A 16,395-nucleotide genomic window follows, 5' to 3' on the forward strand; every position below is an offset into this window, starting at 1 on the left:
TCCTGATTACTTAACGTAGGTGAGCCAAGATTTGTATTGATCATTTCTGCCATATACCGCATCAAAATAAGTTTTTTGGATTTGTTCAGTAATCGGACCACGCTTGCCATCACCAATAGAGCGATCATCTAATTCGCGAATTGGAGTTACTTCGGCTGCGGTGCCAGTGAAGAAAGCTTCATCTGCAGAATAAACTTCATCACGTGTCAATCGTTTTTCACGAACTTCATAGCCCAGATCTTTGGCAATTTGAATCACGGAGTCACGAGTGATGCCATCTAAGCAAGATGCTAAGTCAGGGGTGTACACAATGCCATTACGAATCATGAACAGGTTCTCGCCAGAACCTTCGGAAACATAACCTTCGGTATCTAGCAATAGCGCTTCGTCATATCCGTTGGCAGTGACTTCCTGATTAGCCAAAATGGAGTTGATGTAGTAGCCAGAAGCTTTGGCGCGCACGAGTGATGAGTTCACAAAGTGGCGGGTAAATGAGGAAGTCTTCACTCGAATACCCTTGTTCAGACCATCTTCACCTAAATAAGCACCCCATTCCCAGGCAGCAATTGCAGTATGAATACTGTTGCCCTTAGGAGAGATGCCCAGCTTTTGGGAGCCAATAAAAATGATTGGGCGGATATAGCAAGCTTCGAGCTTGTTGCTGTTAACCACTTCAATAATTGCCTTAGAAATCACCTCATGGCTATAAGGCATATTCATTTGGAAAATCTTGGTGCCATTAAAGAGGCGTTTTACGTGTTCTGGGAGGCGGAAAATGGCTGTGCCTTGGGGGGTTTTGTAGGCGCGAATGCCTTCAAAAACGCCCATACCGTAGTGCAGACTATGGGTTAGGACATGAATATTAGCCTCACGCCAGGGAATAAGCTTCCCATCGGACCAAATAAAGCCATCGCGGTCAGACATCGACATTTTCTCTACCTTTTTGTATCTGGTTAATCGGGTCGCCGAGGGAGGGTTTATGGCCCCAGACCCAAAATGCGTCCAAGCCCCTATTGTAGAGCAGGCAGGGCCTTATGTGGCTTAGATCCTTCGGGGTAGTTGGGCTAGACGATTTAGAATGGTGTATTCCCCTTAAACCACCTCATTTGCCCAATCTCATGCCGGAATCCTTATTTCAAGTTAAACGTCTAAGTGAATTAGCTCAATCAGGCCAATTAAAGGGAAAGCGGGTTCTGATTCGTGCCGACCTCAATGTGCCTCAGGATGAAGCGGGCAATATTACTGAAGACACTCGTATTCGGGCTTCGATGCCTGCGGTGCAGATGTGTCTAGATGCTGGTGCCGCTGTGATGGTGACTTCGCACCTTGGTCGTCCAACTGAGGGCCAATTTAAATCTGAAGATAGCTTGGCTCCAGTAGCTGACCGCATTGCTAATTTGCTTCATCGCAAGGTTCCATTGATTAGTAATTGGGTAGATGGCGGATTTGAAGTTAATCCAGGTGAAATGGTCCTTCTAGAAAACTGCCGTCTCAATGTGGGTGAGAAAAAGAATAATGATGAGCTAGCAAAAAAGATTGCTGCTCTATGTGATGTATATGTGAACGATGCATTTGGTACTGCGCATCGTGCTGAGGCAACTACTCATGGTGTTGCAAAGTTTGCACCAGTTGCTTGTGCTGGGCCTTTGATGGCTGCTGAGTTAGATGCATTAAGTCGTGCGCTAGCAAGTCCAAAGCGTCCGTTAGTAGCCATAGTTGCTGGCTCTAAGGTATCCTCTAAGCTCACCATTCTGAAAGCACTCTCTGAGAAAGTCGATGAATTAATTGTTGGCGGTGGCATTGCCAATACCTTCATGCTTGCCAAAGGTTTACCAATTGGTAAATCGCTTGCCGAGCCAGATTTAGTAAATGAGGCTAGAGAAATTATGGATCTAATGGAAAAGCGTGGCGCACACGTTCCTATTCCTGAAGATGTTGTAGTTGCTAATGAGCTCTCCCCCTTGGCGCGCGCAAACCGGGTAGCCTCAGACCAGGTAGCGGAAGATGACATGATTTTGGACATTGGCCCCAAGACTGCCGCGCGCCTTTCCACAATGCTTGCACATGCTGGCACGATTGTGTGGAATGGCCCATTGGGCGTATTTGAAATTGATCAATTTGGCGGCGGCACAAAAATGCTGGCCGCAGCGATTGCGCATTCACCGGCGTTCTCAATTGCTGGCGGCGGCGATACATTAGCAGCTATTGCTAAATACGGTATTGAAAATCAAGTGGATTACATCTCAACTGGCGGAGGCGCTTTCTTGGAATTCCTCGAGGGTAAAACTTTGCCAGCCTTTGCAGTACTTGCCGAAAGAGCGAAAGGGTAAATATGTTACGAGCTACAAAAATTATTGCAACACTGGGACCTGCATCTGAGAAGCCTGAAGTATTGCGCGAGATGATTCGCGCAGGCGTTGATGTCGTACGCATGAACTTCTCGCACGGTACAGTTGCAGATCACAAGGCGCGTCATGATTTAGTCAGGAGCATATCTGCCGAGGTGGGTAAAGAGGTTGGCATCATGGCTGACCTGCAAGGACCCAAAATACGTGTAGGTAAATTTGTAGAGAGCAAAATTCTTCTCAAAGAAGGTGAAAAATTTATTCTGGACGTCGCTTGTGAGCTTGGTGATCAAGGCCGTGTAGGACTCGATTACAAAGAGTTGCCTAGTGATGTGAAGCCTGGCGATCGCCTCTTATTGAATGATGGATTGGTTGTTCTTCGGGTTGAGAGTGTCAAGGGCGGTGAAATTTTTACACTCGTTGAGCAGGGCGGCCCACTCTCTAATAACAAGGGCATTAATCGTGCTGGCGGTGGCCTGACTGCACCCGCTCTCACCGAAAAAGACATTTCCGATTTGGATGCCGCAATCGCCATGGGCGTTGATTTCTTGGCGATTAGTTTTCCAAAAGATGGGGCTGATATGGCGTATGCCCGAAAACTGGCTGATGCTGCTAGTGCTAAATATGGCGTTGGCAAGGTAAGAACCATCGCTAAAGTTGAGCGCGCGGAAGCAATTGAGCCTGAAGCGCTCAAAAGCATCATTGCTCAAAGTGACGGCATTATGGTTGCTCGTGGCGACCTTGCAATTGAGGTTGGCAATGCCGCAGTGCCAGCATTACAAAAACGGATGATCGCTTGGGCGCGTGAGGCAGATAAATTTACGATTACTGCAACGCAAATGATGGAGTCCATGATCAATGCTCCAGTGCCTACGCGCGCTGAAGTCAGTGACGTAGCGAATGCTGTATTGGACGGTACAGATGCGGTAATGCTTTCAGCGGAATCTGCAGCAGGTTCCTATCCAGTGCAAACGATTAAAGCGATGGCAGAGATTTGTGTTGAGGCCGAGAAATCAGATCCTGTGAAATTAGACACAGACTTTTTAGATCAAACCTTTACTCGCATTGATCAAACGATTGCTTTAGGCGCTTTATTTACTGCGCATCATTTGCATGCAAATGCCATTGCCGCTCTCACGGACTCTGGATCAACTGCAATTTGGATGAGTCGCCATAACATTCATGTGCCTATCTTTGCTTTAACTTCAAAGATTGCGACCCAAAGAGCATTGAGTACCTATCGCAATGTCACACCAATTGGCCTGGATTACACCAAGGACCGGGATACTGCTTTGCAAGAAGTAGAAGCTTGTTTGAAAAAAGCTGGCGCCGTTAAAAAAGGCGACGCTGTGGTATTGACATCAGGTGAGCCAATGGGTGAACCCGGCGGCACCAATAATCTCAAAATTATTCACGTGAAGTAATTTGTACATCGATTAACTTTTTATCTATATCTATTAAGAGAACACCATGGCTTTAGTATCTTTACGACAACTCTTGGATCATGCAGCAGAAAACGGTTATGGCTTGCCAGCATTTAATGTGAATAACTTAGAGCAGGTGACTGCGATTATGGAAGCAGCCAATGAAGCTGACTCCCCAGTCATCATGCAAGCATCAGCAGGCGCACGTAAATATGCTGGTGAAGCCTTCTTACGTCATTTAATTTCTGCAGCAGTAGAAGCCTATCCTCATATTCCAGTGGTAATGCATCAAGATCATGGCCAAAGCCCAGCGGTCTGTATGGCGGCAATTAAGAGTGGCTTTACCAGTGTGATGATGGATGGCTCGCTCGAGGCTGATGGTAAAACAGTTGCAAGCTACGAGTACAACATCGATGTTTCTAAGGAGGTCGTGAAGTTCTCGCATTCCATTGGGGTTACTGTAGAAGCCGAGCTTGGCGTATTGGGCTCTCTAGAGACGATGCAGGGCGACAAGGAGGATGGTCATGGGGCTGATGGCAAGATGACTCGTGAGCAGTTATTAACAGATGTTGAGCAAGCTGCTGACTTTGTAAAGGCTACTCAGTGTGATGCCTTGGCAATTGCGATTGGTACTAGTCATGGCGCATACAAGTTCACCAAAAAGCCGACTGGCGATATTTTGGCAATTGATCGCATTAGAGAAATTCATACCCGTATTCCGAATACGCATTTAGTCATGCATGGCTCTTCCAGTGTTCCTCAAGAACTACTTGCTGAGATTCGTCAATTTGGTGGTGATATGAAAGAGACTTACGGCGTGCCAGTGGAGGAAATTCAAGAGGGCATTAAAAATGGTGTCCGTAAGATCAATATTGATACCGATATTCGTTTAGCGATGACTGGTGCAATTCGTCGCTATTTCATTGAGAACCCAAGTAAGTTTGACCCGCGTGATTACCTGAAACCAGCACGTGAGGCGGCTAAGAAGGTCTGTATTGCGCGCTTTCAGGCATTTGGGTCTGCTGGCCAAGCATCCAAAATCAAACCTATTCCCTTGGAAAAAATGGCTGAACTCTATAAGAGCGGCAAACTAACTCAGATCGTGAAGTGAATTAAATATGCCCTCTTTGTACGCCACCTCCATAAAGTCTTTGCCTTTGATATCTAAAGGTAAGGTACGTGATGTCTACGCTTTGGGCGATGACAAACTCTTGATGATCACTACTGATCGCTTGTCTGCATTTGATGTCGTGATGGGTGAACCTATTCCAGAGAAGGGTGTTGTACTAAATCAGATGGCCAATTTTTGGTTTGATAAGTTAGCTGGAGTAATTCCCAATCATTTGACTGGAATTGATCCAGCTACAGTAGTTGTACCTGATGAGGTTTCTCAAGTGAAAGGTCGCGCAGTCGTTGCTAAGCGCTTAAAGCCTATTTTGGTAGAGGCAGTTGTGCGTGGTTATTTAGCTGGGAGCGGTTGGAAAGACTATAAAGATACGGGTAAGGTTTGTGGAATTTCATTGCCGGTTGGTCTTGAGAATGCCCAAAAATTACCTGAACCTATTTTTACTCCCGCTGCTAAAGCTGAGTTTGGTCAGCATGATGAAAATATTTCTTTTGAGAAGGTGGTGGAGTTGATTGGTGAGAAATTAGCTAATCAAATTCGTGAAGTCAGTATTCGCCTCTATCAACAAGCTTCTGACTATGCCGCTACTCGTGGAATCATCATTGCTGATACCAAGTTTGAGTTTGGTTTGGATGATGCCGGTCAATTGGTTTTGATGGATGAGATTCTCACTGCAGATTCTTCTCGCTTCTGGCCAGCAGAAACCTATTATGTCGGTTCAAACCCACCCTCATATGACAAGCAATTTGTGCGTGATTGGTTGGAAACTGCTCAAGTAAATGGCAAGTTATGGCCTAAGACCGCTCCTGCACCCCAATTACCTACTGAGGTGATTGAAAAGACCGCTGAAAAGTACCGCGAAGCCCTGAATCGCCTAACTCAGGGATAATAGAGCCCTTAGACAATATTTAGGGCATGTGGAGAGGTAAATGAGTAAGAAGCCAATAGTCGGAATCGTGATGGGCTCCAATTCAGATTGGGACACCATGCAGCATGCCGCTCTAATGCTCGAGCAATTTGGCATTGCTCACGAGGCTAAAGTACTTTCTGCACATCGTATGCCTGATGATATGTTCCACTATGCAGAAAATGCGCAAGTGAATGGCTTGCAAGCTATTATTGCTGGCGCAGGTGGCGCAGCTCACTTGCCAGGCATGCTGGCCTCCAAAACAATTATTCCGGTATACGGTGTTCCTGTGGCAAGTAAATATTTGCGCGGTGAGGATTCTTTGTATTCAATCGTTCAAATGCCTAAAGGTATTCCAGTCGCCACTTTTGCAATTGGTGAAGCTGGTGCAGCCAATGCTGCCCTGCATGTGATTGCAGGTCTTGCCCTACATGATGCCGATCTAGCGAAGCGTCTTGGTGAGTTTCGTGCCAAGCAGTCTGATACTGCGCGCTCTATGAATTTGCCGGGATATTAATTACATGGCAGATCGTATGGAGCCCATTTTGCCGGGTTCATATTTAGGAATATTAGGCGGTGGTCAATTGGGACGTATGTTTACCCAGGCAGCCCAAGCCATGGGATATAAAGTGTGCGTTTTAGATCCTGGTGCTGATAGCCCTGCTGGCTCTATTGCAGAAAAATTTATTCAAGCTGATTACATCGACTCTGCCGCCTTAAAAGAAATGGCAGCTTTATGCTCATCCGTCAGTACCGAATTTGAGAATGTTCCTGCACAAGCTTTAGATGAGCTTGAGGCCTTGGGTGTTTTTGTGGCGCCGCGGAGTAGCTGTGTGTCTCTAGCGCAAAATCGCATTGCTGAGAAAAAATTCTTGGCCACTTGGAAATCTGAAACCAATATTGGCCCTGCGCCTTATTTTGTGATCGAGCATGATGCTGATATTGCACATGTTCCGGCAGAGCTCCTTCCTGGAATATTAAAGACCGCCCGCATGGGTTATGACGGTAAAGGCCAGGCCACCGTTTATAGTCCGGAAGAATTAGCGACCGCCTGGAATGAATTCGGGCGCGTACCCTGTGTCTTAGAAAAGCGTATGGAGCTCGATTTTGAGGTTTCTGCTTTAGTGGTACGAGGGTATGATGATGCGGTTGTGGCTTATCCTGTGTCGCAAAATATCCATCGTGACGGAATTTTGCATACCTCTACCGTACCGGCTCCATCGTTGAAGCCTGCTCAAGAGAAAAAGATTGTTGATGCAGCAAAGGCGCTGATTCGTAAGATCGAATATGTTGGCGTTCTTTGCGTTGAGTTTTTTGTGCTCAAGAATGGTGATATCGTTGCGAACGAAATTGCCCCTCGTCCTCATAACTCTGGTCACTACACCATGGATGCTTGTGTGACTGGTCAATTTGAGCAGCAAGTGAGAGCAATGGCACGTCTACCTTTGGGTGATACGCGCCAATTAGCACCAGTTTCTATGCTCAATTTACTGGGCGATCTCTGGTTTGAAGGTAGCGAAGATAAAGCTAAAGAACCTGCTTGGAATAAAGTTCTTGCTCATCCAGATGCAAAGCTACATCTCTACGGCAAATCAGCTCCACGTATTGGCAGAAAGATGGGTCACATTAATTGTCTAGGTGAAGCATTAAATGAAGCTCGCCAAAATTGCGCTGCTGTAGCAATTGAATTAGGTATCGAGCCCTAAAAATGTCGACGGATAGTAAGCTGCTGCAATCTTCAGCAGTGATCAACGAAGCAGTGCAGACTCTACGCGATGGCGGTTTGGTTGCATTTCCGACGGAGACTGTTTATGGCCTTGGTGCAGATGCAAAGAATCCAGCGGCGATCAAAAAAGTATTTAGCACTAAAGGCCGCCCCGCTAATCATCCATTGATTGTGCATTTAGCAGCGCCGGATAAGTTTGACCAGGCCCAAGTCGATTGGGTAGCGGTTTTGGCTCCATGGGCAAGACACATCTCTGAAGATGCTTTGAAGTTAATCAATGCCTTCTGGCCCGGTCCTCTAACATTAGTCTTTAAAAAGGATAAAAGTGTTCTCAATGATTTAACTGGAGGACAGGATACAGTAGCAATACGTGCCCCCGCGCACCCGATGGCACAAGAGTTATTGCGCAAATTTAAGGGCGGTGTAGTCGCGCCATCTGCCAATCGTTTTGGCAAGGTATCGCCCACCAGCGCAGCGGATGTTCGCAATGAATTTGAAGACACTCTTGATCTGATGATTTTGGATGGCGGCGATTGTGAGGTAGGCATTGAATCAACTATCATTGATATGTCTTCTGGTGATCAAGCTGTTTTACTCCGTCCTGGCGTCATTACGCCCAAAGAAATTTTTACTAAGACTGGTGTTAAGGTATTTCAGCCCGGCGAGTTAAACCTCGCTACTACCGAGAATGCAGAGTCCACTCCAAGAGTCTCTGGTAGTCTGCGTGCACATTACGCACCAACAACACCTTTACGCTTGTATTCACCTGGAAGGGTTTTGGATGCGCTCAGCGAATTTCCGGATACAAAGTCACGTGTTGCTGTAGCGGTCTGGGATTCTGAATCTTCTTTAGGTGAAGACGGTCATCCATCTGTTCATTTTGAGGAGATTGAAGTACCGAGCGATAGCGGAGTATTTGCTAGTCGCTTATATCGTTCATTACGAGATTTGGACCAGCAGGGCTGGGATTTGATTCTCTTTCCTGAGCCGCCTAGCGGCGAGGAATGGGATGGTGTTAGAGATCGACTTCAGCGTGCATGCTTTGGTTCTGGGCCATCTTCCAGTAGCCACGATAGTAATTGATCATGTGCCTCTAGGCCTCTCCAAGCATTGGGGTGGTTAATGAAGGAAGTAACTGCATATAGCTTTCCTGATTTACTCATGACATAGCCAGAGATGGATCGCACGTCTGCTAGTGAGCCCGTTTTAATTCTGGCTTCAGGCTTTTTCTTCAGGTGTAAAAATTTACGGAGTTGTGTCATGAGACGATTTCTCATCGTGCCATCAGTTCCAGCAATTGGAAGACTGTTATAGAAAATATCGCCTACCGACAGGTTACGTGCAGCGAGTAAGAGTTGGTTCAATTGCTCAGCAGTAATCGCTTCATTGCGTGATAAGCCTGAGCCATTCTCAATCACTAGACCCGGAAAATCTAAACCATTTTGTTTTAGCCAACTCTGAATCACTAACTCGCCATTAGCAGTTGTTGCTGGCTTTCCTATTTTTTCCAAGGCTAGAGTTAAAAGTAGTTGGCGTGCCATGACATTATTTGAATACTTATTAATGTCCAGAACATCATCACTCAGACCAATTCCTTCAAACTGGACAAGGAGTCTTGCGGCAAGCGGTACATTGCCATTTTTTCCGATAGGGGTACGGGCCCATGTCCCGCCTGATTGCTCCCAGGCAGCCGCAAAGCCTTGTGTCAGAAAGGTATTTGCATCAAGGGCAACCACGTTGTAATTCACTCCTTTACAGGCACTCGGAAATGCCCCTGAAAACTGCGCTACTAGAGGTTGATCTGTTTTTGTTGCGCCTTCGGAATCCAAGTTAAACCGAATATTGCTTTTCCAGTTATCACAGGGGAGATCAACTAGCTGCATTTGATTGTCAATCTTCAGTTTCGAGAGTGCCGGCGTATAGGTAATATCAATAAAGTCAGCTGTACGGGATTTGCCTAGCTGAAATGAGAGGGTTCTGAAGGAATAGAGCAAGGGATCAGGTGGCACATTGTAGGCACGCAAGGCCTCACCATCGATAGTGTTGTGTTCCATTACGTTTGAAGCATATGCACTTCGATCAAAGAATAAGTTGCCATCAATCTTTTGAATGCCGAGCGCTTGTAAGGATTTCATCAGCTTGGCTAACTCTTCAGGGATTAACTTTGGATCTCCAGTGCCTTGTAGGTAAAGATTTCCCCTCAGAGTTCCTTGGCGAATTGCACCATCGGTATAGATATTGGTACGCCAGCGATACTGCGGCCCTAAGATATCTAAACTTGCCAGTGTTGTTAAGAGCTTCATGGTTGAGGCAGGATTCATAGCCTCGGTGGACCGCCAATTGAGAATGTTTTTAGCGATATGCTTACCTGGACGAGCAGAGTCAATTTCTATTACTGAAATACTGACGGAGTCCTTTGGAATTTGATTGCGCGCTAAGCTCATTGCAACTGCAGATGGCATTGTTACCAGCGCTTCCTCAGCCTTTGCTGTAAATGCAAAAAGGCATAACCCAGTCAACAGGATGGTGAGGGCAAAAGAAAAAAGATGTCGTATAGATTGCGGCATTCCCAATAGGATAAACCTAGGGCGCCAGAAGGCAAAGGTATGCCTTAATTAATGACTGGCGTACTTTGCCCTATAGCATTCAATTATTTGGTTTTGATCTTCTAGTAATTGAATCAATGCGCCCACTCTTTCGGGGATGGAGCCCGATATTTCAAGGGCTTCACAGCTGGCAATAAAGCGCTGGGCACTTAATAGTTGAGCGCCACCTTTAATTTTATGAATCATGCTTGCCAAAGTAGCTTCATCTACAGATTCGACTTTCAGTATGGCAAGGGTATCGTCATGTACCTTTTTAATCTCATCCAATATGAGAACGATATGGCTTGGGCTTTTTTTCAAGAGATTAGAAAAGAGTTCGAATGAGTATGCTTGAGAGGCATCTGGCCCCTCACTTTTCTCTGAAATGTCTTGAGTGTTGAAGTACCGAGCTAATTCATTTTCCAAGGTCATTAAGCTCAGCGGCTTAATGAGAACCCCATTCATGCCGGCAGCAAGAAATTCGTGCCGAGCATCTAAAGCATAGATATCTGCAGTGATGCCAATGATTACGATCTCACGATGACCTAGGGAGCGTACACGTTTTGCTAACTCTGAACCTTGCATTCCAGGAATAGATTGATCTGTAAGCAAGAGGTCGAAATATTGTTGGGATATTAATTCAAGAGCTTCGTTTGCACTTTCGCAAACGGTCACCTCAATACCTAAGGCCTGTAGTTGCAAGGATATGATTTGCCTACTAGCAGGATGATCTTCAACCACTAGGGCTTGGAGTGACCTATCTTGATTTTGGATATTTCTAGAAAATAGTTTTCTAGAGGCCCAACTTCTATCGGCAAGAGAGTTTCTCGATGCGGCAATGCTGGTGCGAGGAAGTGCCACGCAGAAATGAATATTGCTCCCGAAGCCCGGAGCGCTCTCAAAATTGAGTTGACCACTCATCGAGTTGACCAAATGGTTGGTAATGGTGAGGCCCAAACCAGTACCATTTTGCTGATCTGCTTTACCAGGTACTTGCTCAAAGGCTTGAAGGGCTATCTTGATTTCCTCGGCACCCATACCAATGCCGGTATCAATAATTCTGAACTCAATTAACTGCCCAGCATGATCATCCGCCAGCACGCTGATGGAGAAATAAACCTCACCTCGATCGGTAAATTTAATCGCATTACTTAATAGGTTCTGCAAAATTTGACGAAGTCGCAAAGTATCAACCATTAAGACAGCGGCAATTCGTGGATCTTTGGAGGTATGCAAGATAAGGCCTTGCTTATGTGCCACAGTTGAGAATGCTGAATGAATATCATCAATGAGTGTATTGAGACAACAGGGCTCTAAATTGAGAGTGAGCTTGCCAGCCTCAATTTTTGCAAGATCTAATACTTGATTCAAAATACCCAGCAATGATTCAGCCGAAGAGTGCGCACTCTTCAGTAGCGATTTTTCATTATCGGGAAACTGCCGACTGCTCAGTAATAATTCCTGCACCCCCAAGATTGCATTCATCGGAGTGCGGATTTCATGACTCATCGTCGCCAGAAAAGCAGATTTTGCTGCATTTGCTTTTTCAGCCAGATCTTTAGAGACCATCAAATCTTCCGCTGCTTGCTCCTGCAGATGCTGCCTCTTTTGTAGACGCCAAAATATGATACCTCCTAGCGTGATTAAAGTGAGGGTGAACAGCCAAGGTAGTTTTGCCCAATAATGACTCTGGCTGTTTGCAACACTCGGATTTCCAAGCGCAAATAATTGACTTGATTCAATGGGATCTAAGTCGTTTAGGAAGCTATTGAGCAGATTATGTAAAGCGCTGCTTTGGTTTGCAATAAGCCAGCGATATTCAAAAGGCTCTCGCTGGTACAGTCCATCTACACGAAGCTCTGATCTATTGAGATCCTGAACTAGCTGATGTGCGAGTCGAATAGGCAGTACTAAGGCCTCAATATCATTTTTCAGTAAGTCTAAAACCAGTTTCTGAACATTATTAGAAATTTTTGCTTGCGGGTGTCTTGGTAAGGGTTGGTTTTCGTATCCGCGATCAAAGTAAGCAATATTGGCAGGAGCAATTGTTTCAATGCTTGTTGGACTCGCCGTTAGCACAGCATCATGCCCCCAAAAGATTGCCTCTGATAAAGAGCCAAATCGGAGATATTCATCATTGAGGCTGGGTGGGTCGATCATAAAATCTACTTCACCGGTAGCTAATTGCTTTAATCCCTCATGATCAGTTTTTCTCCACTTGGGTGAAAATTCTTGTCCAGTAAATTTACCTAGTTTTTTCAATAACTCATGAAAGACACCAGAATTTTTAGCATCATTTTTTAAATAGGGCGCATATTTTTCATGAATGCTGAAGTGAACTACGGGATGCTGGTCGATCCATCGCTGTTCTGCTGGGCTCACAGTTTGTGCGTGAGCCACCCCACTTGCCTGATTCAGTAGCGGGCAAATTAGCAGTGATGTACAGACGATGAATCGATACATATTGCTTTTAGCTTTCAATGATCTTGTTCATACGGCAGAACAAGATTAAGTCGGCAATGTTGTTAATACCAAGTTTGTCAAAAACTCTGGTCTTATAAGTAGCTACCGTTTTATTACTGATATGCAACATATCTGAAATCTGCTGATTGGTATTCCCCTTCCCGAGATACTTCATGACTTGTAACTCACGATCAGAAATCAGCGCTAATTTATCGTTATCACTTAATGAGCTGTTGCCATTCTTTCCATGAGTGAAAAAGTTATACCCTTGTGAGATCGCTACACAGGCTGCCAGGATCACGTCAGCCCCTGCAGTTTTATTGACAAAGCCATGCCCACCAAGTGATCGAACTCTGCCGCCATAAACCGCTTCATCCATGCTAGATAGAACCAGCACTCGCACATCGGGATACATCAAGCCAATACGCCGAATGACATCAAACCCATCGTTCTTGGGCATATCAAGATCCAGAATCACCATATTAGGATTCATCTCTTTGATAGATCGAAGGCATTCCTCGCCATTCTGAGCTTGGCCTGCGATTTCAAATAACAGCTGGTCTTGCAACATACTTTTTAAAGCCATCAGCATGGCTGGATGGTCATCTACTAACATCACGCGTTTTCTCATTACTGGTCTCCATTTTGGTTTGGTTGTGGATGAGGGTGCAGCGAAAAAATAGCTTTAGCGATCCGGCTATCATTGATATGGAGCATCTGATGGCGACTGACTGGAGACAACATAAGGCCGCCGTAGCCATGATCGATTTGCATCGCAGATATATTCTCTAAGTCTTTGACAAGGTTGATATTGCTTGCGTAAATTTGTGTGGGTGAAAAGGGTGATTGCTTTAATTGTGCGATCACATTTTTTGATAGAGCTTCGTCACGAAACTGGCCCATATCAATATGAATCCCCTCTATTTGCATCTCATTGATCCAGTGCAGTTGCTCTACCGTCCCCGTGAAATTCATGAAATGCAGCAAGACACCTAGTCGGCGCATGCGTAGCACACCCTCTTTGTACGCATCAGCAATATCTGGTTCAGGCAACGAGGGGATTCCTAATGCAATCAACCCCACTGGTAGTCGTGAGTTCAGAATCAGATCACTCATGGCATCGATGTAGCCACTAGAGGCGATGGCATGGGTTGGCATTGGCAAAATGCCAGGAATAAAACGACCACTCCGATACCAGTAGGAAATTGAATCCAAGCCCTCCATGAATAAACGCAGTAATTGCATATCGGAGGCCGTTAGCAGAGGTCTAAATAGTGAGCCGGTCAGTTTTGTTCCCTTGCAGTTAAAAATGGGTTCATGGCTAATCGCTTGTCGCTTGGACCAGGATTGGTGTTCTTCGAAGGCTTGGCTACTCATGCCAAGCCAGGGCGCGCCACAGGCGTCGCGGACTTCTTGGAAGGGTTTGTTCTTCCATGCCTTTACAAGCGTGTACAGCCGGGATTTCGGGCTCATCAGCATTCTCCAATCGGTGACTGTCCAGTCTAGGCAGGACGGATTGGAGCGGTAAGGGCTTTGGGCTGATTTATCTGTAGGAATCGACCTACCAACCTGTCCCTATTATAAATAAGGGCCTATTCCCTAGGAATTTATGCTCCCGCCCTTGAAATCTCAGGAATCAGACCTATATAATCAGCACTCCCTACACGCGAGTGCTAAAAAGCTTGATTTAGTAGTAAATAGCCTTTAGTTTTCACGTGAAGAGATTATAAAGCATTGATTTATATAGATATTTAAATAGTTAACACTTACTAACATAGGAGAAGAGATGAATTTGCGTCCCTTACATGATCGCGTAATCATCAAGCGTTTAGATCAAGAATCAAAAACTGCTTCCGGAATCATCATTCCTGACGCTGCTGCAGAAAAACCTGATCAAGGTGAAGTATTGGCAGTAGGCCCAGGCAAGCGCGATGACAGCGGCAAATTAAATGCACCTGACGTCAAAGTTGGCGATCGCGTGTTATTTGGCAAATATGCTGGTCAAACAGTTAAGGTCGACGGCGATGAACTTCTCGTGATGCGCGAAGAAGACATCATGGCTGTTGTACAGAAGTAATTTCGGTACTTAAGAGAGGATTTAATCATGGCAGCAAAAGACGTTGTATTTGGAGATAGCGCCCGCACCAAGATGGTGGAAGGCGTAAACATTCTCGCGAACGCAGTAAAAACTACTTTGGGACCAAAGGGTCGTAACGTTGTAATGGAGCGCTCATTCGGCGGCCCTACTGTGACTAAAGACGGTGTATCCGTTGCAAAAGAAATCGAGCTCAAAGATAAGCTTCAAAATATGGGTGCGCAGATGGTAAAGGAAGTTGCTTCCAAAACTGCTGATATCGCTGGTGACGGTACAACTACCGCCACTGTGTTGGCTCAGTCTATCGTGCGTGAAGGTATGAAATATGTTGTTTCAGGCCATAATCCAATGGATCTCAAGCGCGGTATTGATAAGGCAGTAACTGCTGCTCTCGAAGAGCTCAAAAAAATCAGCAAGCCTTGCACAACCACTAAAGAAATCGCACAAGTTGGCTCAATTTCAGCTAACAGTGATCACAGCATTGGTCAGCGTATTGCTGAAGCGATGGAAAAAGTGGGCAAAGAAGGTGTTATTACTGTTGAAGATGGCAAGTCTTTAGAGGATGAGCTTGAAGTAGTTGAAGGTATGCAGTTTGATCGTGGCTACCTCTCCCCCTATTTCATCAACCAGCCTGAAAAACAAGTTGCTGTATTGGAGTCACCATACGTTCTCTTGTTTGACAAGAAGGTTAGCAACATTCGTGATTTGCTCCCAGTGCTTGAGCAAGTAGCTAAATCTGGTCGTCCATTGCTCATCATTGCAGAAGATGTTGAAGGTGAAGCTTTGGCAACATTGGTTGTGAACAACATCCGCGGCATTATCAAAACTTGCGCTGTTAAGGCTCCAGGTTTTGGCGATCGTCGTAAAGCAATGTTAGAAGACATCGCGATTTTGACTGGCGGTACAGTGATTGCAGAAGAGATTGGCCTCACACTCGAGAAAACAACTCTTGAGCACTTAGGTCAAGCAAAGCGCATTGAAGTTGGTAAAGAAAACACCATCATCATTGACGGTGCTGGCGATGCTAAAGCAATCGAAGCGCGCGTGAAAAACATTCGTGTTCAGATCGACGAAGCTACTAGCGACTACGATAAAGAAAAATTGCAAGAGCGCGTTGCCAAGTTGGCAGGCGGTGTTGCAGTGATTCGTGTTGGCGCTGCTACTGAAGTAGAAATGAAAGAGAAGAAGGCTCGCGTTGACGACGCATTACACGCAACTCGTGCTGCTGTTGAAGAAGGTATTGTTCCTGGCGGTGGCGTAGCGTTGATACGTGCAATGCAAGGTATCAAGGGCCTGAAAGGCGATAACGCCGATCAAGATGCTGGTATTAGCATCGTATTGCGCGCTATGGAAGAGCCACTTCGCATCATCGTTTCTAACGCTGGTGACGAAGCAAGCGTTGTTGTAAACGCGGTATTGGCTAGCAAGGGCAATAACGGTTACAACGCTGCAACTGGTGAGTATGGTGACCTCGTAGCTCAAGGTGTGATCGACCCAACTAAGGTAACTAAAACTGCATTAGTAAATGCAGCTTCTGTGGCAGCCTTGTTGTTGACTACCGATTGCGCAATCTGCGAAGCGCCAAAGGATGAGTCTGCTGGTGGCGGTATGCCTGATATGGGTGGTATGGGCGGCATGGGTGGTATGGGCGGCATGATGTAATAGCCTCTCTCCAGCTTCTCGCTGAAGAAACTAAAACGCCTGGTTCAAAAGACCAGGCGTTT

General features: G+C 45.7%; 14 protein-coding genes. 9 read left to right on the forward strand and 5 right to left on the reverse strand.

Going from position 1 to position 16,395, the window contains the following annotated elements:
* Positions 1-6 precede the first annotated feature (6 nt).
* Entirely contained in the window at positions 7-930 is a 924-nt protein-coding gene (locus ICN17_RS04420) for a branched-chain amino acid transaminase (RefSeq protein WP_216236297.1), read from the reverse strand.
* A gap of 188 nt (positions 931-1,118) precedes the next feature.
* Here ICN17_RS04420 and ICN17_RS04425 point away from each other — a divergent pair, with 188 nt between their 5' ends.
* The 7 genes from ICN17_RS04425 to ICN17_RS04455 are packed head-to-tail and all read left to right on the forward strand — an operon-like array spanning position 1,119 to position 8,611.
* Positions 1,119-2,330, forward strand: a complete 1,212-nt coding sequence (locus ICN17_RS04425) for a phosphoglycerate kinase (protein WP_216236298.1) — start codon at positions 1,119-1,121, stop codon at positions 2,328-2,330.
* A gap of 2 nt (positions 2,331-2,332) precedes the next feature.
* Positions 2,333-3,769 (forward strand): pyruvate kinase, encoded by a 1,437-nt coding sequence (gene pyk, locus ICN17_RS04430; RefSeq protein ID WP_216236299.1) that lies wholly within the window; start codon positions 2,333-2,335, stop codon positions 3,767-3,769.
* Positions 3,770-3,815: 46 nt separating this feature from the next.
* Positions 3,816-4,880 carry a class II fructose-bisphosphate aldolase gene (gene fba / locus ICN17_RS04435; RefSeq protein WP_216236300.1) on the forward strand — a complete coding sequence of 355 codons (1,065 nt, stop codon included), beginning with the start codon at positions 3,816-3,818 and terminating at the stop codon, positions 4,878-4,880.
* A gap of 7 nt (positions 4,881-4,887) precedes the next feature.
* Positions 4,888-5,784, forward strand: coding sequence for a phosphoribosylaminoimidazolesuccinocarboxamide synthase (locus ICN17_RS04440; protein ID WP_216236301.1), 897 nt, complete (start codon positions 4,888-4,890; stop codon positions 5,782-5,784).
* Between the two features lie 40 nt (positions 5,785-5,824).
* Entirely contained in the window at positions 5,825-6,319 is a 495-nt protein-coding gene (gene purE / locus ICN17_RS04445) for a 5-(carboxyamino)imidazole ribonucleotide mutase (RefSeq protein WP_216236302.1), read from the forward strand.
* Between the two features lie 4 nt (positions 6,320-6,323).
* Positions 6,324-7,508, forward strand: coding sequence for a 5-(carboxyamino)imidazole ribonucleotide synthase (locus tag ICN17_RS04450; protein ID WP_216236303.1), 1,185 nt, complete (start codon positions 6,324-6,326; stop codon positions 7,506-7,508).
* A 2-nt stretch (positions 7,509-7,510) separates the two neighbouring features.
* The gene (locus ICN17_RS04455; RefSeq protein ID WP_216236304.1) at positions 7,511-8,611 is read left to right on the forward strand and encodes an L-threonylcarbamoyladenylate synthase; all 1,101 of its coding nucleotides are present in this window, start codon (positions 7,511-7,513) and stop codon (positions 8,609-8,611) included.
* Here ICN17_RS04455 and dacB read toward each other — a convergent pair.
* From dacB to ICN17_RS04475, 4 genes are all read right to left on the reverse strand, one after another.
* Positions 8,557-10,095 (reverse strand): D-alanyl-D-alanine carboxypeptidase/D-alanyl-D-alanine-endopeptidase, encoded by a 1,539-nt coding sequence (gene dacB, locus ICN17_RS04460; protein ID WP_216236305.1) that lies wholly within the window; start codon positions 10,093-10,095, stop codon positions 8,557-8,559. The genes ICN17_RS04455 and dacB overlap by 55 nt on opposite strands.
* A 48-nt stretch (positions 10,096-10,143) precedes the next feature.
* Positions 10,144-12,513 (reverse strand): ATP-binding protein, encoded by a 2,370-nt coding sequence (locus tag ICN17_RS04465; RefSeq protein WP_370625944.1) that lies wholly within the window; start codon positions 12,511-12,513, stop codon positions 10,144-10,146.
* 70 nt (positions 12,514-12,583) lie between these two features.
* Positions 12,584-13,207, reverse strand: coding sequence for a response regulator transcription factor (locus ICN17_RS04470; RefSeq protein WP_216236307.1), 624 nt, complete (start codon positions 13,205-13,207; stop codon positions 12,584-12,586).
* On the reverse strand, positions 13,207-14,049 hold the full coding sequence (locus tag ICN17_RS04475; protein ID WP_216236308.1) for a diguanylate phosphodiesterase: 843 nt from the start codon (positions 14,047-14,049) through the stop codon (positions 13,207-13,209). Before ICN17_RS04475 ends, ICN17_RS04470 begins: the two co-directional genes overlap by 1 nt.
* Before the next feature lie 313 nt (positions 14,050-14,362).
* Between ICN17_RS04475 and ICN17_RS04480 the strand changes: the two genes are divergently transcribed.
* Together ICN17_RS04480 and groL are read left to right on the forward strand one after the other, a co-directional pair.
* Positions 14,363-14,653, forward strand: coding sequence for a co-chaperone GroES (locus ICN17_RS04480; RefSeq protein WP_087909492.1), 291 nt, complete (start codon positions 14,363-14,365; stop codon positions 14,651-14,653).
* A gap of 27 nt (positions 14,654-14,680) precedes the next feature.
* Positions 14,681-16,333 carry a chaperonin GroEL gene (groL, locus tag ICN17_RS04485; protein ID WP_087909491.1) on the forward strand — a complete coding sequence of 551 codons (1,653 nt, stop codon included), beginning with the start codon at positions 14,681-14,683 and terminating at the stop codon, positions 16,331-16,333.
* The last annotated feature ends 62 nt before the right edge of the window (positions 16,334-16,395 follow it).

This window comes from Polynucleobacter sp. 73C-SIWE, from assembly GCF_018882465.1.
Lineage (GTDB): Bacteria > Pseudomonadota > Gammaproteobacteria > Burkholderiales > Burkholderiaceae > Polynucleobacter.